Below are 22,755 nucleotides of genomic sequence, written 5' to 3'. Positions count from 1 at the left end.
ACGCGTTTAAAAGAATGCATGCAATAGGTTAAAGAGGGGGATGTTGACGAACCGCAGAAAGAAGTGTAGACTACAACGTATAATTTATCTCGGTAGCATATTAGCGAACTAAAGCATAAGTGAAGGTGTGAGTCGATGTCGAAGCCATTTGTTTTTGAAAAGCCAATGGGAATGAGGGATACTCTTCCTGTTTTATATCAAGTAAAGCAGCAGGTTCGAACCGTAATGGAACAGGAAATCCGTGAATGGGGATACCAATTCATCCAAACCCCTACACTCGAATATTACGATACGGTGGGAGAAGCTTCCGCCATACTGGATCAGCAGCTTTTCAAATTACTGGATTCAGAAGGGAAGACGCTCGTACTGAGACCGGATATGACGGCTCCGATTGCGCGTGTTGTTTCCTCTTCTATGAAAGATGTTTCTTATCCGATCCGGCTGGCTTATGATTCTGCGGTGTTCCGGTCCCAGCAGCGGGAGGGCGGACGTCCGGCGGAGTTTGAACAGGTTGGGGTGGAATTAATCGGAGATGGTACTTCAAGTGCGGATGCCGAAGTGATTGCACTGATGGTATCCACTCTTTCGAAGGCGGGTTTGCAGGAGTTTAAAGTAGCTGTCGGACATATTGGTTTTTTGAATGAACTTTTTATTGAAGTTCTTGGAAACGAAGACCGTGCGGAAGAATTGTTACGCTATTTATATGAAAAAAATTATGTGGGCTATGCCAGCCATGTGAAGAACCTTCCTTTATCTTCGATTGATAAAAAGCGACTGCTGGATCTTCTTCATCTCCGCGGAGGAGAGGAAGTACTGAAGTCAGCTGAGGATTTGACAGCAGTTGGAGGAAGAAAAGCGATCAGTGATTTAAGAGAGCTTTTGAACATTCTTGAACTGTATGGTGTGCAGGATAAGGTGGTCCTTGATTTTACGTTATTCAGCCATATGAGCTACTATACAGGAATTGTTTTTGAAGGGTATACCAATGAACTGGGTTTCCCGCTATGCAGTGGAGGGCGTTATGATCAGCTCTTGGGTGAGTTCGGGCGAAGTGCCCAGGCGATCGGGTTTGGTATCAGGCTGGATTACCTCCTTGAAGCACTCAGTGCAAAGGAACCATCCGCTCCACGGTCATGCATCATTTTTAGTGCGGAAAACCGAAAAGAAGCCATTGCCAAATCTCGTGAACTTCGGGAACAGGGACGTTCAGTCGTGGTTCAGGATATATCGGGTGTCGGCAATGTGGATGAATACAGCGGCCGGTTTCAAGAAGTGATTTATGTAATCGGTAAAAGCGAGAGAGGAGAGGCACGATGAGCAGTTTACTCACAGTGGCGATGCCAAAAGGCCGTATTTTTCAGGAAGCTGTAGAATTGTTGCGCCAGGCGGGCTATCCGCTGCCTCCCGAGTTCGAGGATTCAAGAAAGCTGATCATTGAGATCGTAGAGGCGGGTATGCGTTTTATCCTGGCCAAGCCGATGGATGTTCCAACCTACGTGGAACACGGTGTGGCGGATGTCGGCATTGCTGGAAAAGACGTCATGCTGGAAGAAGAGCGGGACGTGTATGAGGTTCTTGATCTGAAAATCAGTGACTGCTACTTGGCGGTGGCTGGTCTCCCGGAACAAAAGGAGCATTCCGTCGCACCGAAAATCGCAACGAAATATCCGAATGTGGCAGCCCACTATTTCCGGGAACAAGGGGAACAGGTGGAAATCATTAAATTAAACGGCTCCATCGAGCTCGCTCCGCTGATTGGCCTGGCCGACAGAATTGTGGATATTGTATCAACCGGTAGAACATTGAAGGAAAACGGACTGGTTGAGCTGGAGAAAATCAGGGAGATTACTTCCCGTATTATTGTGAATCCTGCAAGCTACCGCATGAAGGCTGGCGTGATCGACGAACTGGTCGAGCGTTTAAGCAAAGTGGTGGAGAGCAAGGAGGAGATCAGGTGAGGATTGAACGGTCAACAAATCTAAACAGCTTGAAACGAAATATTGATCAGGACTCAGAAGCCCAGCTGAAAGCGGTAAAGAGCATCTTAACCCAGGTACGTGAGCAGGGCGATGCGGCATTGTACGAGCTTACCGAGCAATTTGACAAGGTTCTGCTGAGTGAGCTGGAAGTAACAGAAAAAGAGATCGAGCAGGCTTACAGCGAAGTCGATGACGAAATGATTGCCATTATAAAGGAAGCGGCAAAGAATATTGAAGACTATCATGTGCAGCAGAAGAAGCAGTCCTGGTTTATTACGAAAGAAGACGGAACGCTGCTTGGACAGAAAGTAACGCCGCTTGATTCAGTCGGTGTGTATGTGCCTGGAGGAACGGCAGCCTATCCATCTTCGGTGCTTATGGGTGTCGTTCCGGCGAAGGTAGCGGGAGTCGGGCGAATCGTACTCGTTTCCCCTCCAGGAAAGGACGGAAAGCTTCCGGCTGGTGTACTGGTTGCCGCCAGAGAAAGCGGGATCAGCGCGATTTATAAAGCAGGCGGCGCCCAAGCGATTGGCGCGCTTGCCTACGGTACAGAAACCATTCAGAAGGTGGATAAAATCGTCGGGCCGGGAAATGTATACGTAGCATTGGCGAAACGGGAGGTCTTCGGCACGGTGGATATTGACATGATTGCCGGACCGAGTGAGATTGCCGTGCTGGCTGATGAAACCGCCAATCCGGTTTATGTGGCTGCCGATTTACTGTCACAGGCCGAGCATGATCCGCGTGCCGCTGCCTTTTTGGTTACCACTTCTGAAGAACTCGCAAACCAGGTGTCGGCGCAAGTGGAATTACAGCTTAAAACGCTGCCTAGACAAGAGATTGCCCGGGAATCGATTGAAACGTATGGAGCGATCTATCTGGTAGACAGCCTGAGCCAGGGTGTAGACGTCATCAACGAAATCGCTCCTGAGCATTTGGAAGTCATGACAGAGCAACCAATGGAGCTTTTAGGGAAAATCAAACATGCAGGGGCTATTTTTCTAGGGCCGAATTCGTCAGAGCCGGTAGGAGATTACTTCGCCGGAAGCAACCATGTATTGCCGACGAGCGGAACGGCACGCTTTTCCTCGCCTCTCAATGTGGATGATTATACAAAAAAATCGAGTGTCATCATGTACAGTGAAAGCGCCATACAGGAAAACGCAAAAAAAATTGCAGCATTTGCCCGGCTTGAGGGATTGGAAGCCCATGCCCGGGCAGTAGAGAAAAGACTGGGGGAAAGTGAACATGAGTAACCGGACGTATTCAATCGAACGAAATACAAAAGAAACACAAATTGCCCTTTCTTTTGATATTGATGGAGACGGGCAGGCATCGATTGATACACCTGTTCCGTTTTTAAACCATATGCTCGACGGCTTTGCCCGCCACGGGCTTTTTAATTTAAAGGTAAATGCCACTGGTGATACCGAAATTGATGACCATCATACGACTGAGGATGTGGGGATCTGCCTAGGAACTGCGATTAAAGAGGCGCTAGGAGATAAGATGGGGATCAAGCGCTATGGCAACGCGTTTGTGCCGATGGATGAAACCCTTGCACAAGTTGCCATCGATTTAAGCAACCGCCCGCATTTGGAATTCCGGGCAGAGTTTCCTTCCCAAAAGGTAGGAAACTTTGATACCGAGCTTGTACATGAATTCTTCTGGAAACTGGCTCTTGAAGCGCGAATGAATCTTCACGTGATTGTTCACTATGGCACCAATACGCATCATATGATCGAGGCGGTCTTCAAGGCGTTTGCCAAGGCGCTGGATGAAGCCACCCTCATCGACCCGAGGGTGAAGGGTGTTCCTTCCACAAAGGGGATGTTGTAAATGATCGGCATCATTGATTATGGAATGGGAAATCTTCATTCGGTAAGCTCGGCGCTCAAACGGCTGGAGCAGCCCTATTTTCTGTCCGATAAAAAAGAAGAGCTGGATCAAGCGGACAAGCTTCTTTTGCCTGGTGTGGGATCGTTTAAGGATGCCATGCTGATTCTGAATGGAACAGGCCTTACCGAATTTATAAAAAAAGAAGCGGCAGCCGGAAAACCGCTTTTAGGAATTTGCCTCGGCATGCAGCTGTTATTTGAAGAAAGTGAAGAGAATGGCCTCACAAAAGGACTGGGACTTCTGCCTGGCAGAGTTGAACGGTTTTCAGGGGTCGCAAATAATGGAGAAGCATACAAAGTGCCTCATATGGGATGGAACAAACTGCAGTACAACCGCAGATCTCCTCTTATTGACAACCTTGAGGAAGGTTTTGTTTATTTTGTTCATTCGTATGTGGTTCAAAGCGATGATCCCGAAACTGTCATTGCAGAGGCGCAATACGGGGACAGGGCTGTACCGGCCGTCGTCGGCAGGAACAACATTTTCGGCACACAGTTTCATCCGGAAAAAAGCTCGGAAGTCGGTATGACGATCTTGGACAATTTTTGCAATCTGGCAGAGGAGGCAAAGGCATGAGCGAATTTATCTTGTATCCTGCAATTGACATGCGCGGCGGAAAATGCGTAAGGCTGCTGCAGGGAGATTACAACCAGGAGACCGTATACGGAGATTCTCCATTTGATATGGCAAAGCAATTTGCAGAAGCGGGAGCCAAGTGGATTCACATGGTCGACCTGGATGGCGCGAAAGCCGGAGAACGGGTCAATCATCAGCATGTGGTCAGGGTGGCCAATGAACTTCAGGTGTCGGTGCAAATCGGCGGGGGCATCCGTAATGAAGAAGATGTCGCTTTTTACCTGGAGGAAGGCGTAAACCGGGTGATTCTGGGAAGTGCAGCCATTTCGAATCCGGAATTTGTTGTTAAAATGCTCAGGAAGTATGGCAGCCAGATTGCCATCGGAATTGATGCGCGTGACGGATATGTTGCAACAGAAGGCTGGCTCAACACCTCAGAGATCGAAGCGTCCGAGCTGGCGGAGAAGCTCGGGAATGAAGGAGCTGAGACGTTTATTTTCACGGATATCTCCAAAGACGGTACGCTAAAAGGGCCAAATACGGAAGCCATTGGTGAGCTCGCTGGATTAACCGGTAAAAATGTCATTGCTTCAGGTGGTGTAAGTTCTCTTGATGACCTGGCTGCCTTAAAGGCAGATCACCGCGGCATCGGTGGTGCCATTATTGGAAAGGCGCTTTACACAGGACGGTTTACACTGCAGGAAGCGTTGGAGAAGGTGAAATAAATGCTGACAAAACGAATCATTCCTTGCCTGGATGTAAAAGAAGGCCGGGTGGTAAAAGGAATACAGTTTTTGAATTTGCTTGATGCAGGTGACCCTGTGGAGCTTGCGGCTTTTTATGACAGAGAAGGCGCCGATGAGCTTGTTTTTTTGGATATTTCAGCTTCACATGAAGGACGCCAGACGATGATCGACGTGGTGGACCGGGTAGCGAGCCAGCTGGCCATCCCTTTTACAGTGGGAGGAGGCATTAACTCACTCGAGGACATGAAACGAGTTCTTCGGGCCGGAGCAGACAAGGTGTCGGTAAATACAGCAGCCTTGCTGCGTCCCGAGCTGATTACCGAAGGGGCGGACTATTTTGGTTCACAGTGTATCGTCACGGCGATTGACGCCAAGTACGATGAAAGCCTTGGTTCCTGGAGGGTGTACACGCATGGAGGACGCAAGCCGACTAATTGGGAAGTGACCGATTGGGCCCGGGAAGCCGTCAAGCGTGGAGCCGGCGAAATCCTGCTGACAAGCATGGATCAGGACGGGGAAAAAACCGGGTTTAATCTTGCGCTGACCAAAACCGTCAGCGAGGCGGTAACCGTGCCTGTTATCGCTTCAGGCGGAGCCGGCAATGCCCAGCATTTTTATGAAGCTTTTACAGATGGAAAAGCGGATGCTGCTTTGGCCGCAAGTATTTTTCATTATAAAGAAACCTCGGTCCGGGAAGTAAAGAAAGACCTAAAAGAAAAAGGAGTGGTGATCCGATGAACCTGTCTTCCATCAAGTTTGATGAAAAAGGATTGATTCCTGCGATTGTCCAGGATGCGCGGACAAAAAAGGTATTAACCCTGGCTTATATGAATGAAGAGTCACTGAAAAAAACGCTGGAGATTGGTGAAACGGTGTTTTACAGTCGTTCCCGCCAAGAGCTTTGGCATAAAGGGGAAACGTCGGGTAACACTCAAAAAGTGATCGATATCCATGTGGATTGTGACCAGGATGCCCTGGTGGTGTTTGTGAATCCGAAGGGACCTGCCTGCCATACTGGTGCCGAGAGCTGTTTTGGAGCTGGAGCTTCCGATCCGTCTGAGGCAGAAAAGAGCGGGAAAACCTCTTATGGAGACATTGTTCCTGGTAAAGAAGACAGCCAAGGAAAACCGCAGGATATTTTGAATGTGCTGCAGGGACTCATTGCCGAGCGCGAACGGGAAATGCCGGAAGGGGCCTACACGACCTATCTATTTGATAAAGGCGTGGACAAGATCCTGAAAAAGGTCGGAGAAGAAGCATCAGAGGTTATTATTGCTGCGAAAAACCGCGATAAAGAAGAGCTGAAATGGGAAGCAGCCGACCTGATTTACCACCTTCTTGTTCTTCTTCAGGAACAAAAGCTTCCGTTTGCTGAAGTTTTGGGTGTATTAGAGGAACGCCATACATCAAAAGACCGTAAATAAGTTTTTGTGAGGCCGCCGGCGAGGTTCCGGGGGCCTTTTTGTCCCTTCACTGGCCGAATTGGCGTAATTTTGGATAATTGGGCGCAAACTCATAATATTTGAGCATAAATTAAATTAATTGGGCGAAAAAGCAACATAATCGAGCAAAACTGAATTCAAACTACTTCCCTGTCCCACATTTCTAAAATAATTTCAAAAATATGTTAAAATTGTACTTGTATTCACCTGCCCAATACACTAAACTAGTGAGAAAACAATTTCGTGAAAAGTAATGAGAGGAACGAGTAGTAGTGGTCTCCCTGTTTTAGAGAGCCGGTGGCAGGTGCAAACCGGTACAAAGACCCTTATGAATTACCTCCTCGAACTTTCTTTGTGAACGTCCGGATCCTGCGGATCGTAGCAAGGAACGGCATGAACCGTTATTTCACCGAGTGGAAGCGATGCTTCAACAAGGGTGGTACCGCGTGAAAAACCACGTCCCTTTTATAGGAGGGATGTGGTTTTTTTATTTTAATCAGAAAGGAATGGTTTTGATGAACAAGAGTATGGAGCAGCTGTCTGCATTCCAGAGAAAAGAGATGGAAAGGCAATATGCGTTGTATGCCAATGGCGTGAACGAAATCATTCCTGCCCTTGAGCTGAAGCAGAAGATTGCCAAATCGTTGCTTAAAAAGAAGCCATTGAAGGTGAAGCTGGGTCTGGACCCTTCCGCTCCGGATGTGCATATCGGGCATACCGTCGTGCTGCAAAAACTGAAGCAGTTTCAGCAAAACGGCCACATTATCCAGCTGATTGTGGGAGACTTTACAGGAAAAATCGGGGATCCCACCGGTAAGTCCGCCGCCCGGAAACAGCTGACAGATGAAGAGGTTAAGCATAATGCACAGACGTACGTTGAGCAGTTTGGAAAAGTCCTGGATATGAAGAAGGTGGAGCTTCACTATAATTCCCAGTGGCTGCGCCTGCTGAACTTTGAGGATATCATCCGGCTGGCGGGCAGTATCACCGTTGCCAGGCTGCTGGAACGGAACGATTTTAGCCAGCGGATCTCCACTGGAAAGCCGATTTCTCTTCATGAATTTTTTTACCCGCTGATGCAGGGCTATGATTCGGTGGTTCTGGAAAGTGATATCGAACTTGGCGGAACGGATCAGCATTTTAATGTATTGATGGGGCGGCAGCTTCAAGAACACTACCAAAAAGAAAAGCAGGCGGTCATACTGCTGCCTTTATTGGAAGGTCTTGACGGAGTGGATAAGATGTCAAAATCGAAGGGCAATTACATCGGCATTCATGATAAGCCCAATGATATGTTTGGGAAAACGATGAGTATTCCTGACGAGTTGATTCCCAAATACATCGATTTGGCCACTGATTTTGATCTTGAGAAAAAGAAATTGCTGAAGGAGGATTTGAAGAGCGGCAGGCTTCATCCCCGTGATGCCAAAATCATGATTGGTGAAAACTTCGTGACCATGTTTCATGGAAGGAAGGCATCAGAGAGCGCAGCCCATCATTTTCAGCAGGTTTTTCAAAACAGAAAACTCCCAGAAGATATACCAACCATCGTGTGGCAAAAAGCCCCCAAAATCACGATAGTCGATCTGATTGTCGAGCTGGAACTGCTCCCGTCCAAGAGCGAAGCGCGCAAAATGATCCAAAACGGAGGAATTAAACTGAACGGGGAAAAAGTGGTAAACAAATCACTTGAGATTGAGATAAAAAATGATACAATCATTCAAGTAGGAAAAAGAAAGTTCTTAAAAATTACGTTATAGATCATCATCACCGTTTCCCTTTTCGGGAGGCGGTGATGTTCTGTCAAGAAGAAGTGGATGACAAAAAGTGTCTGCAACATCCATATTGCCGATTGATCTTATCTATTTATATAGGAATATGAAAGCATAAAAAAACCTTTGTCGAAAGTTTCCTTGACAAAGTTACAAAAAGGGTATGCAAGACACTTTTGGTGTGTGGTATACTTTTTTGGGTTGAATGGAACGGAGAGAAAAAAAGGCTATGTAATGGACCTTTTTACATAGAATTGGAGGAAAGAATGAAAAAGGAAAAACACGCGGAAAGTGACATGCGAATACTTCCTTTCATGCAGGATGGAACCGACTATTTCCATCGGGGTATTAAAGCTTATCAGAAAAAGGATTTAAATAAAGCGAAGCGTTTTTTTGAACGGGCGGTGCACTTACAGCCGGAAGAACCGACATTTTATTGCCAGCTGGCCACCACATTGGCCGAGCTGGGTGAATATGATAGATCAAACCTGTATTTAGACCAGGTTCTTGAAACAATGGGACAGGACATTAGTGAATGCTATTTTTTCATGGCAAACAATTATGCGCATATGGGAATGTTTGCAGAGGCCGAAACGTACGCTTCTCTTTACATGAGAAAGGACCCGGACGGCGAATTTGTTGATGATGCACTTGAATTGCTGGATCTCATCCACTTTGAAACCGGAAGCGAGCCGCTGACAGAAGAAGAGGAGCTGATTGTCGGGCATGAAGAGGCACGCAGCAGTATTGAAAACGGTGAGCTTGACGAAGCAAAGGCTCAGCTGGCAGACTTGATCCGCAAGCATCCTTCGTTCTGGGCGGCCTATAACAATCTTGCATTGACCCATTTTTATTTAAAAGAATATGACGAAGCATTGGGCGTGCTGAACCAAATTCTTGAGAAAAACCCAGGCAACTTAAATGCTTTGTGCAACCTTGCCATTTTTTATGAACAGCTCGGCCGAATGGATGAAGCAGCTCAGCTGGTGGAGAGCCTGAAGAAGGTTTTCCCCATCCATCCCGATCACCGTTACAAGCTGGGCAGCACCTTTGGGTATTTCAATGAGCATGACTATGCGAACCGCTGGCTGGCTTCTATCAACAAGCATTATTATTTCAATGACCCGGCCTATCTTCATTTCCTGGCAGTTTCTTATTTTGCCACAGGAAAGCAGGAACGGGCCCTCAACTGCTGGTCAAAGGCACAGGAAATCGATCCCGATGGACAGGTGGCGCCGTACTATTTAAAACAAGCAAGAGAAGGATTACTTACGGTCACAGGAACAGATTACCAGTACCGTGTCCCTTGGATGGCTAAACAGGAAATAGCCCAAAAAGGCGATTTTGTGCAGCGATTTAATAATGTGACGCGCGGCCTTCAAAAAAATAAATTGGTGCATTTAACCCTGATGAGGGGGAACAATAGCGAGGAAAACATTGAAATGCTCAAGGCGTTTTGCGGAAGGCTTGAAGAGCATTCGGTTCTGAAGGAAGTCGCAGCCCATCTGTTACTGGAGATGGAACCTAAAATGCCAGTTTCCATTAAACGAGAAGACGGGGAACATCAGGTTGAATCCATGTCACCGATTGTGGCAAGCGGATTAAACATTTTGTCCATTCTAAAAGAGAACGGCGCGTCGATTGATGATGATGTTACGTTTTTGTGGCTTGAAACCATGATTTTGGCCCGTTCCGACAGTTCCCTTTTAAGGAATCATACGGCCATTGCGGCAGCAATCGATTATGTGGCAAGGAAAAGAAAAGACGGCGCGTCGCAGCGCCAAATTGCAGAGTTGTATGGAATTACCGTTTCCATGCTTGCCTCCCGTATTCAGTTTATCAAACGGGGCCTGGAACGGGTGGATTGAGCAAATCGATGGACGAAACCGCTTTGGCCCTATACCATGTAGGTACAATATCCGATATCTAAAGAAAGATGTTCTGGGGATGGACAAAAGGAGTGGATCAAGATGAGTGAAGAGAAAATTTACGACGTACTAATCATCGGAGCAGGTCCCGCCGGTATGACAGCTGCTGTCTACACATCACGGGCAAACCTCAGCACATTGATGCTTGAGCGCGGAATTCCGGGTGGACAAATGGCCAATACCGAGGATGTTGAGAACTATCCGGGATTTGAAACCATCCTGGGGCCTGAGTTATCCAATAAAATGTTTGAACATGCCAAAAAGTTCGGGGCAGAATATGCCTATGGCGATGTAAAAGAAATTATCAATGGTGAAGAATATAAGACGGTTGTGACTGGAAGCAAACAATTCAAGACACGTTCCATTATCATCGGAACTGGCGCAGAGTACAAAAAACTCGGCGTGCCCGGAGAAAAAGAATTCGGCGGACGCGGTGTTTCCTACTGTGCGGTTTGTGACGGAGCGTTCTTTAAAAACAGAGAGCTTGTCGTGGTAGGCGGAGGAGACTCAGCAGTGGAAGAAGGCGTGTATCTCACACGTTTTGCCACCAAAGTAACGATTGTTCACCGACGTGATAAACTGCGTGCCCAACAAATTCTTCAACAGCGTGCGTTTGATAATGACAAGGTGGATTTCCTGTGGAATCACACCGTCAAGGAAATTCATGGAGAAAACAACAAGGTCAACAAACTGACCCTTGTTAGCACGGAAACAGGTGAAGAACGTGAATTTTCTGCCGATGGTGTATTTATCTATGTTGGTATGCTTCCGTTAAACGGAGCGTTCCTGAACCTCGGAATTACAAATGAGGCAGGTTACGTGGAAACCAATGATTTAATGGAAACCAGAGTTCCAGGAATTTTCGCTGCCGGAGACATCAGGGAGAAAACACTGCGCCAGATTGTAACCGCAACAGGTGATGGCAGTATCGCTGCCCAGTCTGCACAGCATTATGTTGAGGAATTGAAGGAACGGATCAAAGCCTAAATCCGTAATTGTGTTTTAATCAGAATGTAACAGTGGTGAAATAAAAAAGGGGTACTATAAATAATAAGAAATTGACCCCCTTTTTATAAAGTGCAAGACTTTGGCGCGGATAGCTTCCGCGCCCTTTTTTTGTGGAGCTGGCAAAAACCCTCGGAAAATGACGGAACGAGTTCGTTGTGAGGGACCCCCATTTTTAGTATACTAAAGTTAATGTAACAGCTTATCGAGGTGAACATTGTGCAAAGAGTAACAAACTGTGTACTAGTTAAAGAAAATGAAGTGCTCCTCCTGCAAAAACCAAGAAGAGGCTGGTGGGTTGCGCCAGGCGGGAAGATGGAGTCAGAGGAGTCCATCAGGGATTCAGTCATCCGGGAATATCGCGAAGAAACAGGAATCTACATCAAGAATCCTCAATTGAAAGGCGTATTTAATTTTATTATTAAAGAGCAGGACAGGATTATTTCTGAATGGATGATGTTCACCTTTTTAGCAACCGAAGCTGAAGGAGAAGCATTGGAAGAAAGTGAAGAAGGGAAGCTTGCCTGGAAACCTGCTGCAGAAGTAAGAAACCTGCCGATGGCTCCTGGCGATCATCACATTCTTGACTATGTCCTGACCGGAGCAGGAATGATTTTTGGAACGTTCACTTATACACCGGATTTTGAACTTTTATCATACCGCCTTGATCCGGCATAAGAAACGGTTATCAGAGAGCCGGAACTTCACATACACTATAGACAAACCGATTCGACAAGGGGGAGAGCGGCCATGGAAAAGCAGGATGTACAAATGGTAATCATTACAGGGATGTCAGGTGCCGGAAAAACCGTAGCGATGCAAAGCTTTGAAGACCTTGGTTTCTTCTGTGTTGATAATCTTCCGCCCGCCCTTCTGCCTAAATTTGTAGAGCTTATGGAAGAGTCGCATGGAAAGCTGAACAAGGTGGCGCTTGTTATGGACTTACGGGGCCGCGAGTTTTTTGACCAGCTGTTTTCAACGCTGGACCAGCTTCCTGTTCATTCGCACATTCAGCCGCAAATTATTTATCTTGAAAGCAAAGATGCCGCACTTGTCCGCAGGTATAAAGAAACGCGGCGGTCGCATCCGTTGGCGAAAAGCGGAAACCCTCTTCAGGGCATCATGCAGGAAAGAGAAATGCTTGAAGAACTGAAGGGCCGTGCACAGCAGGTGATCGACACGACTGACCTCAAACCGATTCAATTGCGCGAAAAAATCATTGAGCGTTTTTCACCGGAAAAATCGCATCCGTTTACAGTGAACGTTATGTCGTTTGGGTTTAAATACGGAATGCCAATTGATGCGGATCTCGTGTTCGATGTACGGTTTTTGCCGAACCCGCATTACATCGATCATATGCGTCCAAGGACAGGGCTTGAGCCGGATATCTCAGAATATGTACTGCGCTGGCCGGAAACCAAGACGTTTCTTGAAAAACTGATCGATTTGTTAAACTTTATGATCCCGCAATATAAGCGGGAAGGAAAAAGCCAGCTGATTATCGGAATCGGCTGCACAGGAGGCAAGCACCGTTCGGTTGCTCTGGCAGAGTACATTAAAAACGCTCTGTCCAAGGAATTTGTAACGTTGAGCAGCCATCGTGACATGGGAAAGGATAAGTCATAAATGAAACCTATATCAAAAGTCGTCGTTCTGGGAGGGGGAACAGGGCTCTCTGTTCTTTTGAGAGGCTTAAAAAGGTTTCCGGTAGATATCACGGCCATCGTAACGGTCGCTGATGATGGCGGAAGCTCAGGGCGCCTTAGAAAAGATTACGATATGCCTCCTCCAGGCGACATACGCAATGTTCTTGCCGCCTTATCAGAGGTAGAACCGCTTGTGGAACAGCTTTTCCAGCACCGGTTTACAACGGGTGACGGCATTACCGGGCATTCCCTCGGAAATTTGCTGCTTGCTGCCATGCATGATATCACAGGGGATTTCGTCATGGGAATCAAGGAATTAAGCAAAGTGTTAAACGTGCGTGGACAGGTGCTTCCGGCAGCTAATAAAAGCGTTATCTTAAACGCAGAATATGAAGATGGATCAATCATCACAGGTGAATCAAAAATTCCTTTGCGGAACAAACGAATCAAACGTGTATTTTTGACACCTGACCATATAGAACCGCTGCAAGCAAGCGTGGATGCGATCAATGAGGCCGATTTAATTGTGGTGGGACCGGGAAGCCTTTATACGAGCATCCTTCCCAATTTATTGGTTGGGGGTATTCGGGAGGCAGTTTCTAAGTCAACGGTGCCTAGAGTTTATGTTTGTAACGCCATGACCCAAAAAGGGGAAACCAACCACTTTTCAGCCAGTGACCATGTGCAGGCACTGATTGACCATTTTGGGGAAAAAATCATTGATGTAGTGATTGTAAACAATGAAATTATACCTGCCGAGTTTCTTGAGCTATATCGCGAAGAAGGAGCCGAGCAGGTTCTATGTGATATGGAACGTTTAAAATCTTTTGGTTTTGACATTATTAGTGATAATATAATCCAATACGGCACATTAGTACGCCATGATGCGAGACGTGTATCTGAACTTCTTCTTTCGTTGCTGTAACGAAGAAAATAATCAGAAATTCAGGCTGACAGCAGCAGTGTTACCCTCACGTTACCGTACAGGACAGGAGAGGGGTGAGAAAAAGATGTCATTTGCAGCAGAAACCAAAAAAGAACTAACCAAGCTTGAAATCAAAGATTGCTGTGCAAAGGCGGAACTGGCGGCACTTATTCGGATGAATGGCTCCATTTCTTTTTCCAACCGTCAGATTGTTTTGGACATTCCAACTGAAAATGCAGCAATCGCCCGTCGAATCTATACATTGATTAAGAGAGTATATTCCTTTCATGTAGAGCTTCTTGTCCGTAAAAAGATGAGGCTGAAAAAGAACAATGTCTATATTGTAAGGCTGACTCGGGAAGCAAGGACTCTGCTTGAGGATTTAAATATTATAGATGAAACCTTTACATTTAACCGCGGCATTGCAGATGAGATTCAAAAAAAAGCGTGCTGCCGCCGATCATACATGAGAGGAGCTTTTCTTGCGGGCGGTTCCATTAACCATCCTGAGACAAGCTATCATCTCGAGATTTTTTCCATGTATGAAGAACATACTGCCGCTCTTTGCGAATTAATGAATACCTTTGATCTTAAAGCGAAAATGCTCGAGCGGAAAAAAGGGTATATTATTTATTTGAAGGACGGTGAAAAAATATCCGAATTCCTTACTCTGATCGGCGCGCACAATGCGATGCTGTACTTTGAGGATGTAAGAATTTTAAAGGATATGAGAAACTCGGTGAACCGTCTGGTAAACTGCGAAACAGCCAACCTGAATAAAACAGTCGGGGCAGCGATGAGGCAGGTTGAAAACATTAAGTTTATTGAAAATGAGGTTGGACTAGAAGTGCTTCCCGATAAGCTCCGTGAAATTGCCGAACTCAGGGTGGCTCATCAGGAAATCACACTGAAAGAGCTCGGGGAAATGGTTTCCTCCGGACCTGTCAGCAAATCCGGTGTCAATCACCGTCTGCGTAAGATCGATGAAATCGCTAACAAAATTCGTTTAGGCCAACCCATTTCTAAATAAAGCACCCCATCATTTTATATATCTATTAAGGAGGAACAGCCATGATTGAAAAGCAGGTAACCGTTCAATTGAAAACTGGACTGCAAGCTCGTCCCGCAGCCTTGTTTGTTCAGGAAGCGAACCGTTACAATTCGGAAGTGTTTGTTGAAAAAGACGGAAAGCGTGTAAACGCAAAAAGCATTATGGGTATCATGAGCCTTGCCATTGGTTCAGGCGTGGATATTACCATCTCTGTGAGCGGCCATGATGAAGAAGAAGCCATGAAGGGGCTTGAAGCTTTTATTACTGAACGCGACTAGGACAAGCAACAAATAAAAGGGCAAAAGCCGTTTGCGATGATGAGATCATCGTTATTCCACTTTTGCCCTTTTGTTATTTTTTTGTTTTGGCGAACATTGCAAGAATCACTAGAAAGATAACAATTACGCCGATGGAAATCAAGACGTTGTAAAAATTCATTCCACCCTCCAAATTGAAAAAAGCCGCTCATTGGCGAGCGGCTTTTTTTATTCTTTTAAAGGTTTTTTGGATCTTCGACAGAAGAAATCACTCGGTCAACCAATCCGTATTTTACAGCATCTTCAGCCAGCATAAAGTTGTCGCGGTCGGTGTCGCGCTCGATGACTTCAAGTGGCTGTCCAGTTCTTTCGGAAAGAATCTTGTTTAGTTGTTCACGCATTTGGATGATGCGGCGGGCATGAATTTCGATATCCGTTGCCTGACCGCGCGTTCCGCCGAGCGGCTGGTGAATCATGACTTCAGAGTTCGGTAGGACATAACGCTTTCCTTTTTCACCGGCTGCAAGCAGGAATGCTCCCATGGAAGCAGCCATACCAATGCAGATCGTTGAAACATTTGGCTTAATAAAGTTCATGGTGTCATAAATCGCCATACCAGCTGTAATGGATCCGCCAGGACTGTTTATGTAAAGGGAAATATCCTTTTCAGGATCCTCGGCAGCCAAGAAGAGCAACTGGGCCACGATGGAGTTTGAAACATTGTCGTCAATTCCGCTTCCAAGCATGATAATACGGTCTTTTAACAGACGGGAGTAAATATCATATGCGCGTTCGCCACGGTTTGTTTGTTCAATAACTGTAGGAATTAAATTCATGAATAATCCTCCTTATAGGGTGTGTTTTCATGTGATACTGCCATCATACAAAAAAGGTCAAAAAAGGTCAAACGAAAAGCTTCTTATATGTTAATTCTATGTAGAGGCGCAACAATCCTTTATTTAACAATATGTTTGGACTATCTTCATCATTCCCGGGTTGCCGGGATTTAAACGTACCCGCCCTAAAGTTTTCAGAGATAAAAAGTGTTGTGCCAGCAGATAAACGTCTGCACCTTACGAATTTTTTATATTGTTGTACGCTTCTTCCAAGTTGCGGATCCGCCTGACAATTTCTCCGTTCTTATTTAAATGGTCGTTGATGAGCGTGCCTACGATGGAGCGGTAATACGCATTCATGGCATGGGATTTTGTAAACACATCCTTGTTCCGCTCGATATATTGCAAAAAGTTCTCTTCGAAAAATTTCACTGAAAATTGTTCAGCCATTGTTTTAGCACTCCTTTTTTCAACTGTTTATATCGTATCAGATTCCTTGTTACTACCCTAATGAAAAATTTCAGGGTGTAAACATTAAATAATATTTCTCCTCCTTTTGACAATTGGAAATTCCCGTGATATAGTTGTGCTGACCATATACGTGTTATGATGCTGGATGTAAACGGTAAATGTTTTGCTTTTAGTTAGTAGCAATGTAACATGGTTCCAATTTTTAAAGCGCTTTAAACGCGCTGACAGGAGGATATACCCATGCAAAACGGGAAAGTAAAATGGTTTAACGCAGAAAAAGGATTCGGCTTCATCGAAGTTGAAGGCGGAGACGATGTATTCGTACACTTTTCTGCAATCCAATCTGAAGGTTTCAAATCTTTAGACGAAGGTCAAGAAGTATCTTTCGAAATCGTTGAAGGTGCTCGCGGACCACAAGCTGCTAACGTTACTAAACTTTAATAGCGTGATAAAAAGAGCCAGTCATGGCTCTTTTTTGTTTTTTGGAAACAGCTTCTATCCAAGAAAAAGTGTTGTGCTTTGCGAATCTGTAGTATCATAGCTATAGGAGGGATTCGTATGGAGCTGGGTTTATTTCAACAACAAAACTTAAGTCTTGTTATGACAGCTGAGCTTCGCCAGGCCATTGCCATCCTGCAATATCCTTGCTATGAACTTTCTCGGTTTTTACAGGAACAGGCGGTAGAGAACCCGTTAATCGAGTTGTCCGAATCATCCGCTGTTTTCGAGAAAAGTAAAAAGAAAGCGCTTCAAAAAGACCGTTCTCACCAGGATGCTGACATAATCGGGAGGATGCAGCCGGCCGAATTAACCATGCATGACCATCTTCTTCATCAGGTGCTTGATATGCCTATTTCTGAAAACCAGGCAGCTGTGGTGCGTTACCTTATACTGAATATTGACGAAGCAGGGTATCTGGACATTACCAAGGAGGAAATGCTTGAACGCTTTTCCATTCCTTCTGCTTTATTTCATGAGTGCATCGATTGGCTGCATCAGCTGGAGCCGGCTGGAATAGGAGCAAGAAACCTAAGGGAATGCCTGATTCTTCAGATGAAGGCATTGGGGATGTCAGAGCATGATCTGCCGTATCAGGTGGCGGATCACTATCTGGATCTGCTCGCAGAGAGAAAACTGAGGCAGATTGCAAGTTTGCTCGCTGTTACCGTCCAGGAGGCTGAACAGGCGGCAGACTTTATTCAGTCACTTGATCCTAAACCAGGCAGGAAACTCTCACAGCCATCTGATATGGGTTACCTGTATCCCGATTTATCCGTCACTGAGAACAATGGGAGCTATTCCCTTGCCGTTAACGAACAATTTACGCCCAAAATCCGGTTGAATGAAGGCTATGCCGATCTTCTCCAAACAAAAGCCGGCGGGGCTGCACAATACTTGCAGGAACACTTCCAAAAGCTTCAATGGCTGCAAAAGAGCCTGGAGCAGCGGAAAAACACGCTGATCATGATTGCCAAAGAGATTGTATCAGCTCAGCAGCGATTTTTAAAGTGGGGACCGGAGCACCTTGTTCCCATGACCTTGAGGGAGGTCGCTGACCGGATCGGTATGCACGAATCGACTGTCAGCCGGGCAGTCAAAAACAAAGTCATTCAGACGCCAAGAGGAGCGTTTGAACTAAAGTATTTTTTTACAGCCAAGATAGAAACAGTAGGCGGAGAGAATGCATCTGCACAAACCGCAAAGCTCGCGATCAAAAAACTGGTTGATTCCGAGGACAAAGTCAAACCCCTTTCGGACCAGGCGATTGCCGAAAAGCTGATTTCGGAAAAAGGGTTAAGTATTTCAAGAAGAACTGTAGCGAAATATAGAGAAGAATTGAATATCCCTTCTTCATCCAAACGGAAAAGGTACTCATGACAGCTCTTAAGCCAAAGAGCTGTTTTTTTGTTTCTTCTTGGAGTTCGTTCTTTAGGTATACTTTGAAAACTTCATTGATCCGTTGTTTGAAGTGTAGGATGCGAGACTCCGGTGGGAAAAGCGGGACAGATGAGACCAGGAAGGCGTTTCGCCGGTCCTCAAGAGCTAGCGACGAGAAAGTAGGCGTTTACGCCGGTAAAGCAGGCGTTTACGCCGGTAAAGCAGGCGATTACGCCAGCCAGGCTCAGCGCCCGCCCGCGGAAAGCGGGCGTTCCGGAACGGAAATCAACCACTTCCAAAAATGATACAAAAGCAAATGAAAAACATGGTAAAATTAGATGAATAAAACGAGTCCAATGGGGGAACAACTAAATGAGTCCAATTACCATTACCTTTTATACGAAAAATCACTGTCCTCTTTGCGATAAAGCACATATGATATTAGAGGAGCTCCAGGAAGAAATGCCATTGGAGATCCGCAAGATTGATATTTACCAGTCAGACGAACTGATTGAAAAATACGGGCTGATGATCCCGGTAATAGCGGCAGAGGGTGAAGAGCTTCAATACGGACAAATCAATAAAGAGAACTTAAGAAAGCGCTTACTAACAATTAATAAGTAATTTTTGTTGAAATGTTGTCACATCTTTTGTTAGAATGAAGAAGACTTAAACGATAGTCATTTTTTTATCCCCTAGTCGGGACGCAAAATGACTATCCGGGACGATTTTTGTCCCTGTGGTATTGGACTCCTCTGATGTTCTGCCGTATACAAGATAGGGGAATGCGCGATGAACGATTTAATAGAAGTACAGAAGAAGCTTTTGCCAGATCTTCTGGAAGTCATGACAAAACGGTACAGCATTTTAAAAATTGTTCGTTTCCATGAACCAATCGGCAGACGAAATCTTGCAGTTAACCTTAATATGACGGAAAGGGTTCTCCGTTCTGAAGTTAACTTTTTGAAAGATCAGGGGCTGCTGTCCATTCTTCCTGGAGGAATGTCACTGACACAAGAAGGATTGAGTGTCCTTGAACGGCTTGAAGTTCTTATTAATGAACTTTCCGGACTTCGCGTTTTAGAAATGAGGTTAAGGGAAAACTTAAGTTTGTCGGAAGTGATTATTGTTCCGGGCGATAGTGATAAAGAGCCATGGATTAAAAACGAAATGGGGAAAGCGGCTGCCATGAGGCTTAAGCTGGAGCTCACCGGTCATCATGTGATTGCGGTAACCGGTGGAACAACCACTGCCTCAGTCGCTGAAATGATGACACCCGGGACGAAAGACCAGGATCTTCTGTTTGTACCGGCCAGAGGCGGTCTTGGTGAAAAAGTCGAAAACCAGGCGAACACCATTTGTTCGACCATGGCAGCAAAAGCCCGAGGAAAGTACCGTCTGCTTCATTTGCCCGATCAGCTGAGCAAGGAAACCTACCTCTCACTGATGGAAGAACCCGGGGTAAAAGAAGTGATGGAACTGATTCATTCCGCAAGTATAGTCATCCATGGGATTGGCGATGCTAAAACAATGGCAAACAGAAGAAATTCTTCTTCTGCTGTGCTCGAAAAGCTCGAACGCGAAAAAGCTGTAGCGGAGGCTTTTGGCTACTACTTCAATCAAAAAGGAGAAGTTGTCCATCGCGTTCGAACGATAGGTCTTCAATTGAACGACCTGAAGCATAGTGATTTTATCATGGCTGTTGCCGGTGGCTCTTCGAAAGCGGAAGCCATTGCAGCATTTATGAAGCATGGTCCGAAAAAAGTTCTGGTGACTGATGAAGGAGCCGCTAATAAACTTCTTTCAGGAACATGAAAATCTATGTAACTTTTTGTGACTAAAGAGCATTGCTCTTTAACTATAATTTTCTTCTAAAAATAAGGAGGTCATTTTAAATGGCAACTAAAGTTGGTATTAATGGATTTGGCCGTATTGGTCGTAACGTATTTCGTGCAGCACTAAACAACCCTGAGGTTGAAGTAGTGGCAGTAAATGATTTAACTGATGCAAACATGCTTGCTTTCCTATTAAAGCATGACACAGTGCATGGCAAACTTGATGCTACTGTTGAAGTTGGTGAAAATTCACTAATCGTAAACGGAAAAGAAATCAAAGTATTGGCTGAGCGCGACCCAGCTCAATTGGGATGGGGAGACCTTGGTGTAGAAGTAGTAGTTGAATCTACTGGACGTTTCACAAAACGTGCAGATGCTGCTAAACACCTTGAAGCTGGCGCTAAAAAAGTTATCATCTCTGCTCCTGCAAGCGATGAAGATATCACCATCGTAATGGGCGTTAACGAAGACAAATACGAAGCAGGAAGCCACCACGTTCTTTCTAATGCTTCTTGTACAACAAACTGCCTTGCACCATTTGCTAAGGTTCTTAACGAAAAATTCGGTATCAAACGCGGTATGATGACTACTGTTCACTCTTACACAAATGACCAGCAGATCCTTGATCTTCCGCACAAAGATTACCGTCGTGCACGTGCTGCTGCAGAAAACATCATTCCTACAACAACTGGTGCTGCAAAAGCCGTTTCACTAGTACTTCCAGAGCTTAAAGGAAAACTTAACGGTATGGCAATGCGTGTACCTACACCAAACGTATCACTAGTTGACCTTGTTGCTGAACTTGACAAAGAAGTTTCTGCTGACGAAGTGAACGCAGCATTGAAAGAAGCCGCAGCTGGCCCTCTTAAAGGAATTCTTGGATACAGCGACGAGCCGCTTGTTTCAACTGACTATAACGGAAACACTAACTCTTCTACAGTTGATGGTCTTTCTACAATGGTTATGGAAGGCAACATGGTAAAAGTTATTTCTTGGTATGACAATGAAACTGGTTATTCCAACCGTGTTGTAGACCTTGTTGACTTTATTGCTAAAAAAGGACTTTAATAAAAGAGAGAATTAAACTGGAGGGGAAGGGTTGTTAAAGGCCCTTACCCTCTTTCCTTTGAAACCACTGATTTTATGGGAGGCGGGCATTGATCTGAACTTCCCGTTTTCTCATGCCTGTTTTAGGTTAAACTAGGTTGTGAACCAAGGATTCTCTTCTTCTCTATTCAAGACTGTCAGGAGGTTATACTTATGAACAAGAAAACAGTTCGTGACATCGACGTTAACGGCAAAGTGGTGTTCTGCCGCGTTGACTTTAACGTTCCGATGGAAAATGGGGAAATTACCGACGATACTCGAATTCGTGCGGCTCTCCCAACGATTCAATACTTAACAGAGCAAGGGGCCAAAGTGCTGTTGGCCAGCCATCTTGGACGACCGAAAGGCCAAGTGGTGGAAGAGCTTCGCTTAAACCCGGTAGCCCAGCGTTTGAGCAATCTTCTTGGAAAAGAAGTTGTCAAAACAGATGAAGCTTACGGGGAAGAAGTGAAAAAGGCGCTGACTGGCCTTGAGAACGGAAGCGTCATCCTTCTTGAAAATGTCCGTTTTTATCCTGGAGAAGAAAAGAATGATCCTGAACTGGCGCAAAAATTTGCTGAATTGGCAGATGTCTATGTGAATGATGCGTTTGGTGCGGCTCACCGTGCCCATGCATCCACAGAGGGAGTTGCAAAGCTTCTTCCGGCAGTTGCAGGCTTTTTGATGGAAAAAGAGCTTGATGTACTTGGAAAAGCTCTATCTAATCCTGAACGTCCGTTTACAGCCATCATCGGCGGCGCAAAAGTAAAGGACAAAATTGATGTAATCAATAACCTTCTTGATAAGGTGGACAACCTGATCATCGGCGGCGGTTTGGGCTATACATTTATCAAAGCGCTAGGCTATGATGTTGGTAAATCACTGCTCGAAGAAGACAAAATCGAAACCGCGAAGAGTTTTATGGAGAAAGCGAAGGAAAAAGGCGTGAACTTCCTGATTCCTGAAGATATCCTTGTTGCGGACGATTTCTCTAATGATGCCAATACAAAAGTGGTAGGCATTGATTCCATCCCATCTGATTGGGAAGGTCTTGATATTGGTACGAAAACGATTGAAAAGTACCAAAACACCATTAAAAATTCGAAGCTTGTAATATGGAATGGGCCAATGGGCGTTTTCGAAATTGATGCGTTCTCCAAAGGTACTCGCTCCATTGCAGAAGCACTTGCAGAAGCAAATGACACTTACAGTGTGATTGGCGGCGGAGATTCTGCAGCAGCCGTTGAAAAGTTTGGCTATGCTGATCAAATGAGCCACATCTCCACAGGTGGCGGTGCTTCTCTTGAATTCATGGAAGGCAAAGAGCTTCCAGGAGTTACCGCACTGAACGACAAGTAAGTCCTTTAGTATTGCATTTGAAATGAAATCGACGAAGATTCGTGCAATCTCCCGCATTGTCCTC

General features: G+C 45.5%; 25 protein-coding genes and 1 other annotated feature. Of the genes, 23 read left to right on the top strand and 2 right to left on the bottom strand.

Features of this window, described 5'->3' with window-relative positions; all coding sequences use genetic code 11:
- Positions 1-135 precede the first annotated feature (135 nt).
- From QNH15_RS21250 to QNH15_RS21175, 16 genes are all read left to right on the top strand, one after another.
- On the top strand, positions 136-1,317 hold the full coding sequence (locus QNH15_RS21250) for an ATP phosphoribosyltransferase regulatory subunit (protein ID WP_283890347.1): 1,182 nt from the start codon (positions 136-138) through the stop codon (positions 1,315-1,317).
- Complete coding sequence (hisG, locus tag QNH15_RS21245; RefSeq protein ID WP_283890346.1) at positions 1,314-1,958, top strand: ATP phosphoribosyltransferase; 645 nt, start codon at positions 1,314-1,316, stop codon at positions 1,956-1,958. The genes QNH15_RS21250 and hisG overlap by 4 nt, the downstream gene beginning before the upstream one ends.
- The gene (gene hisD / locus QNH15_RS21240; protein ID WP_283890344.1) at positions 1,955-3,235 is read left to right on the top strand and encodes a histidinol dehydrogenase; all 1,281 of its coding nucleotides are present in this window, start codon (positions 1,955-1,957) and stop codon (positions 3,233-3,235) included. The genes hisG and hisD overlap by 4 nt, the downstream gene beginning before the upstream one ends.
- On the top strand, positions 3,228-3,818 hold the full coding sequence (gene hisB / locus QNH15_RS21235) for an imidazoleglycerol-phosphate dehydratase HisB (RefSeq protein ID WP_283890342.1): 591 nt from the start codon (positions 3,228-3,230) through the stop codon (positions 3,816-3,818). The genes hisD and hisB overlap by 8 nt, the downstream gene beginning before the upstream one ends.
- The gene (gene hisH, locus QNH15_RS21230) at positions 3,819-4,454 is read left to right on the top strand and encodes an imidazole glycerol phosphate synthase subunit HisH (RefSeq protein ID WP_283890340.1); all 636 of its coding nucleotides are present in this window, start codon (positions 3,819-3,821) and stop codon (positions 4,452-4,454) included.
- Entirely contained in the window at positions 4,451-5,179 is a 729-nt protein-coding gene (gene hisA, locus QNH15_RS21225) for a 1-(5-phosphoribosyl)-5-[(5-phosphoribosylamino)methylideneamino]imidazole-4-carboxamide isomerase (protein WP_061971985.1), read from the top strand. The genes hisH and hisA overlap by 4 nt, the downstream gene beginning before the upstream one ends.
- On the top strand, positions 5,180-5,938 hold the full coding sequence (gene hisF / locus QNH15_RS21220; RefSeq protein WP_061971986.1) for an imidazole glycerol phosphate synthase subunit HisF: 759 nt from the start codon (positions 5,180-5,182) through the stop codon (positions 5,936-5,938).
- Positions 5,935-6,624: a bifunctional phosphoribosyl-AMP cyclohydrolase/phosphoribosyl-ATP diphosphatase HisIE gene (gene hisIE, locus QNH15_RS21215; protein WP_283890339.1), complete on the top strand. Its 690-nt coding sequence runs from the start codon at positions 5,935-5,937 to the stop codon at positions 6,622-6,624. Before hisF ends, hisIE begins: the two co-directional genes overlap by 4 nt.
- 262 nt (positions 6,625-6,886) lie before the next feature.
- Positions 6,887-7,109 (top strand) — a binding site (T-box leader).
- A gap of 48 nt (positions 7,110-7,157) precedes the next feature.
- The gene (gene tyrS / locus QNH15_RS21210) at positions 7,158-8,402 is read left to right on the top strand and encodes a tyrosine--tRNA ligase (protein WP_283890338.1); all 1,245 of its coding nucleotides are present in this window, start codon (positions 7,158-7,160) and stop codon (positions 8,400-8,402) included.
- A 278-nt stretch (positions 8,403-8,680) separates the two neighbouring features.
- A complete protein-coding gene (locus QNH15_RS21205) occupies positions 8,681-10,282 on the top strand; it encodes a tetratricopeptide repeat protein (RefSeq protein WP_283890337.1) in 1,602 nt (533 codons plus the stop codon).
- Between the two features lie 102 nt (positions 10,283-10,384).
- Positions 10,385-11,329: a thioredoxin-disulfide reductase gene (gene trxB, locus QNH15_RS21200; protein ID WP_283890334.1), complete on the top strand. Its 945-nt coding sequence runs from the start codon at positions 10,385-10,387 to the stop codon at positions 11,327-11,329.
- 237 nt (positions 11,330-11,566) lie between these two features.
- The gene (locus tag QNH15_RS21195) at positions 11,567-12,025 is read left to right on the top strand and encodes an NUDIX hydrolase (RefSeq protein WP_283890332.1); all 459 of its coding nucleotides are present in this window, start codon (positions 11,567-11,569) and stop codon (positions 12,023-12,025) included.
- 72 nt (positions 12,026-12,097) lie between these two features.
- Entirely contained in the window at positions 12,098-12,973 is an 876-nt protein-coding gene (gene rapZ / locus QNH15_RS21190; RefSeq protein ID WP_061971992.1) for an RNase adapter RapZ, read from the top strand.
- The gene (locus QNH15_RS21185; RefSeq protein WP_061971993.1) at positions 12,974-13,918 is read left to right on the top strand and encodes a gluconeogenesis factor YvcK family protein; all 945 of its coding nucleotides are present in this window, start codon (positions 12,974-12,976) and stop codon (positions 13,916-13,918) included.
- A gap of 85 nt (positions 13,919-14,003) precedes the next feature.
- Positions 14,004-14,948: a DNA-binding protein WhiA gene (whiA, locus tag QNH15_RS21180; protein WP_061971994.1), complete on the top strand. Its 945-nt coding sequence runs from the start codon at positions 14,004-14,006 to the stop codon at positions 14,946-14,948.
- Positions 14,949-14,989: 41 nt separating this feature from the next.
- Positions 14,990-15,247: an HPr family phosphocarrier protein gene (locus QNH15_RS21175; protein ID WP_061971995.1), complete on the top strand. Its 258-nt coding sequence runs from the start codon at positions 14,990-14,992 to the stop codon at positions 15,245-15,247.
- Positions 15,248-15,462: 215 nt separating this feature from the next.
- Here the strand turns inward: QNH15_RS21175 and clpP are convergent, their stop codons facing one another.
- A complete protein-coding gene (clpP, locus tag QNH15_RS21170; protein WP_061971996.1) occupies positions 15,463-16,062 on the bottom strand; it encodes an ATP-dependent Clp endopeptidase proteolytic subunit ClpP in 600 nt (199 codons plus the stop codon).
- Between the two features lie 237 nt (positions 16,063-16,299).
- Entirely contained in the window at positions 16,300-16,512 is a 213-nt protein-coding gene (yvfG, locus tag QNH15_RS21165) for a protein YvfG (RefSeq protein WP_061971997.1), read from the bottom strand.
- Between the two features lie 261 nt (positions 16,513-16,773).
- Here yvfG and cspD point away from each other — a divergent pair, with 261 nt between their 5' ends.
- The 7 genes from cspD (at position 16,774) to QNH15_RS21130 (ending at position 22,691) form a co-directional block, all read left to right on the top strand.
- Complete coding sequence (gene cspD, locus QNH15_RS21160; RefSeq protein ID WP_061971998.1) at positions 16,774-16,974, top strand: cold-shock protein CspD; 201 nt, start codon at positions 16,774-16,776, stop codon at positions 16,972-16,974.
- 117 nt (positions 16,975-17,091) lie between these two features.
- Complete coding sequence (gene rpoN / locus QNH15_RS21155) at positions 17,092-18,411, top strand: RNA polymerase factor sigma-54 (RefSeq protein WP_283890330.1); 1,320 nt, start codon at positions 17,092-17,094, stop codon at positions 18,409-18,411.
- A 98-nt stretch (positions 18,412-18,509) separates the two neighbouring features.
- Positions 18,510-18,716 carry a hypothetical protein gene (locus QNH15_RS21150; RefSeq protein ID WP_283890329.1) on the top strand — a complete coding sequence of 69 codons (207 nt, stop codon included), beginning with the start codon at positions 18,510-18,512 and terminating at the stop codon, positions 18,714-18,716.
- 67 nt (positions 18,717-18,783) lie between these two features.
- Positions 18,784-19,035 carry a glutaredoxin family protein gene (locus QNH15_RS21145; protein WP_240482324.1) on the top strand — a complete coding sequence of 84 codons (252 nt, stop codon included), beginning with the start codon at positions 18,784-18,786 and terminating at the stop codon, positions 19,033-19,035.
- A 168-nt stretch (positions 19,036-19,203) separates the two neighbouring features.
- Positions 19,204-20,226: a sugar-binding transcriptional regulator gene (locus QNH15_RS21140; RefSeq protein ID WP_283890328.1), complete on the top strand. Its 1,023-nt coding sequence runs from the start codon at positions 19,204-19,206 to the stop codon at positions 20,224-20,226.
- An 80-nt stretch (positions 20,227-20,306) separates the two neighbouring features.
- Positions 20,307-21,314, top strand: a complete 1,008-nt coding sequence (gene gap, locus QNH15_RS21135) for a type I glyceraldehyde-3-phosphate dehydrogenase (RefSeq protein ID WP_129479911.1) — start codon at positions 20,307-20,309, stop codon at positions 21,312-21,314.
- A gap of 192 nt (positions 21,315-21,506) precedes the next feature.
- Entirely contained in the window at positions 21,507-22,691 is a 1,185-nt protein-coding gene (locus QNH15_RS21130) for a phosphoglycerate kinase (protein WP_283890325.1), read from the top strand.
- Positions 22,692-22,755 lie beyond the last annotated feature (64 nt).

Origin of the sequence: Fictibacillus enclensis, from assembly GCF_030123385.1 — a bacterium.
GTDB lineage: Bacteria > Bacillota > Bacilli > Bacillales > Fictibacillaceae > Fictibacillus_C > Fictibacillus_C enclensis.
Note: the sequence above shows the minus strand (reverse complement) of the source record. Positions and strands in the feature narration are given on the sequence as shown.

Coding starts and splice junctions, on each gene's coding strand:
- QNH15_RS21250 (WP_283890347.1), top strand. CDS start 136: ATGTCGAAGCCATTTGTTTTTGAAAAGCCAATGGGAATGAGGGATACT.
- hisG (WP_283890346.1), top strand. CDS start 1,314: ATGAGCAGTTTACTCACAGTGGCGATGCCAAAAGGCCGTATTTTTCAG.
- hisB (WP_283890342.1), top strand. CDS start 3,228: ATGAGTAACCGGACGTATTCAATCGAACGAAATACAAAAGAAACACAA.
- hisH (WP_283890340.1), top strand. CDS start 3,819: ATGATCGGCATCATTGATTATGGAATGGGAAATCTTCATTCGGTAAGC.
- hisA (WP_061971985.1), top strand. CDS start 4,451: ATGAGCGAATTTATCTTGTATCCTGCAATTGACATGCGCGGCGGAAAA.
- hisF (WP_061971986.1), top strand. CDS start 5,180: ATGCTGACAAAACGAATCATTCCTTGCCTGGATGTAAAAGAAGGCCGG.
- hisIE (WP_283890339.1), top strand. CDS start 5,935: ATGAACCTGTCTTCCATCAAGTTTGATGAAAAAGGATTGATTCCTGCG.
- tyrS (WP_283890338.1), top strand. CDS start 7,158: ATGAACAAGAGTATGGAGCAGCTGTCTGCATTCCAGAGAAAAGAGATG.
- QNH15_RS21205 (WP_283890337.1), top strand. CDS start 8,681: ATGAAAAAGGAAAAACACGCGGAAAGTGACATGCGAATACTTCCTTTC.
- trxB (WP_283890334.1), top strand. CDS start 10,385: ATGAGTGAAGAGAAAATTTACGACGTACTAATCATCGGAGCAGGTCCC.
- rapZ (WP_061971992.1), top strand. CDS start 12,098: ATGGAAAAGCAGGATGTACAAATGGTAATCATTACAGGGATGTCAGGT.
- QNH15_RS21185 (WP_061971993.1), top strand. CDS start 12,974: ATGAAACCTATATCAAAAGTCGTCGTTCTGGGAGGGGGAACAGGGCTC.
- whiA (WP_061971994.1), top strand. CDS start 14,004: ATGTCATTTGCAGCAGAAACCAAAAAAGAACTAACCAAGCTTGAAATC.
- QNH15_RS21175 (WP_061971995.1), top strand. CDS start 14,990: ATGATTGAAAAGCAGGTAACCGTTCAATTGAAAACTGGACTGCAAGCT.
- clpP (WP_061971996.1), bottom strand. CDS start 16,062: ATGAATTTAATTCCTACAGTTATTGAACAAACAAACCGTGGCGAACGC.
- yvfG (WP_061971997.1), bottom strand. CDS start 16,512: ATGGCTGAACAATTTTCAGTGAAATTTTTCGAAGAGAACTTTTTGCAA.
- cspD (WP_061971998.1), top strand. CDS start 16,774: ATGCAAAACGGGAAAGTAAAATGGTTTAACGCAGAAAAAGGATTCGGC.
- rpoN (WP_283890330.1), top strand. CDS start 17,092: ATGGAGCTGGGTTTATTTCAACAACAAAACTTAAGTCTTGTTATGACA.
- QNH15_RS21150 (WP_283890329.1), top strand. CDS start 18,510: ATGCGAGACTCCGGTGGGAAAAGCGGGACAGATGAGACCAGGAAGGCG.
- QNH15_RS21145 (WP_240482324.1), top strand. CDS start 18,784: ATGAGTCCAATTACCATTACCTTTTATACGAAAAATCACTGTCCTCTT.
- QNH15_RS21140 (WP_283890328.1), top strand. CDS start 19,204: ATGAACGATTTAATAGAAGTACAGAAGAAGCTTTTGCCAGATCTTCTG.
- gap (WP_129479911.1), top strand. CDS start 20,307: ATGGCAACTAAAGTTGGTATTAATGGATTTGGCCGTATTGGTCGTAAC.
- QNH15_RS21130 (WP_283890325.1), top strand. CDS start 21,507: ATGAACAAGAAAACAGTTCGTGACATCGACGTTAACGGCAAAGTGGTG.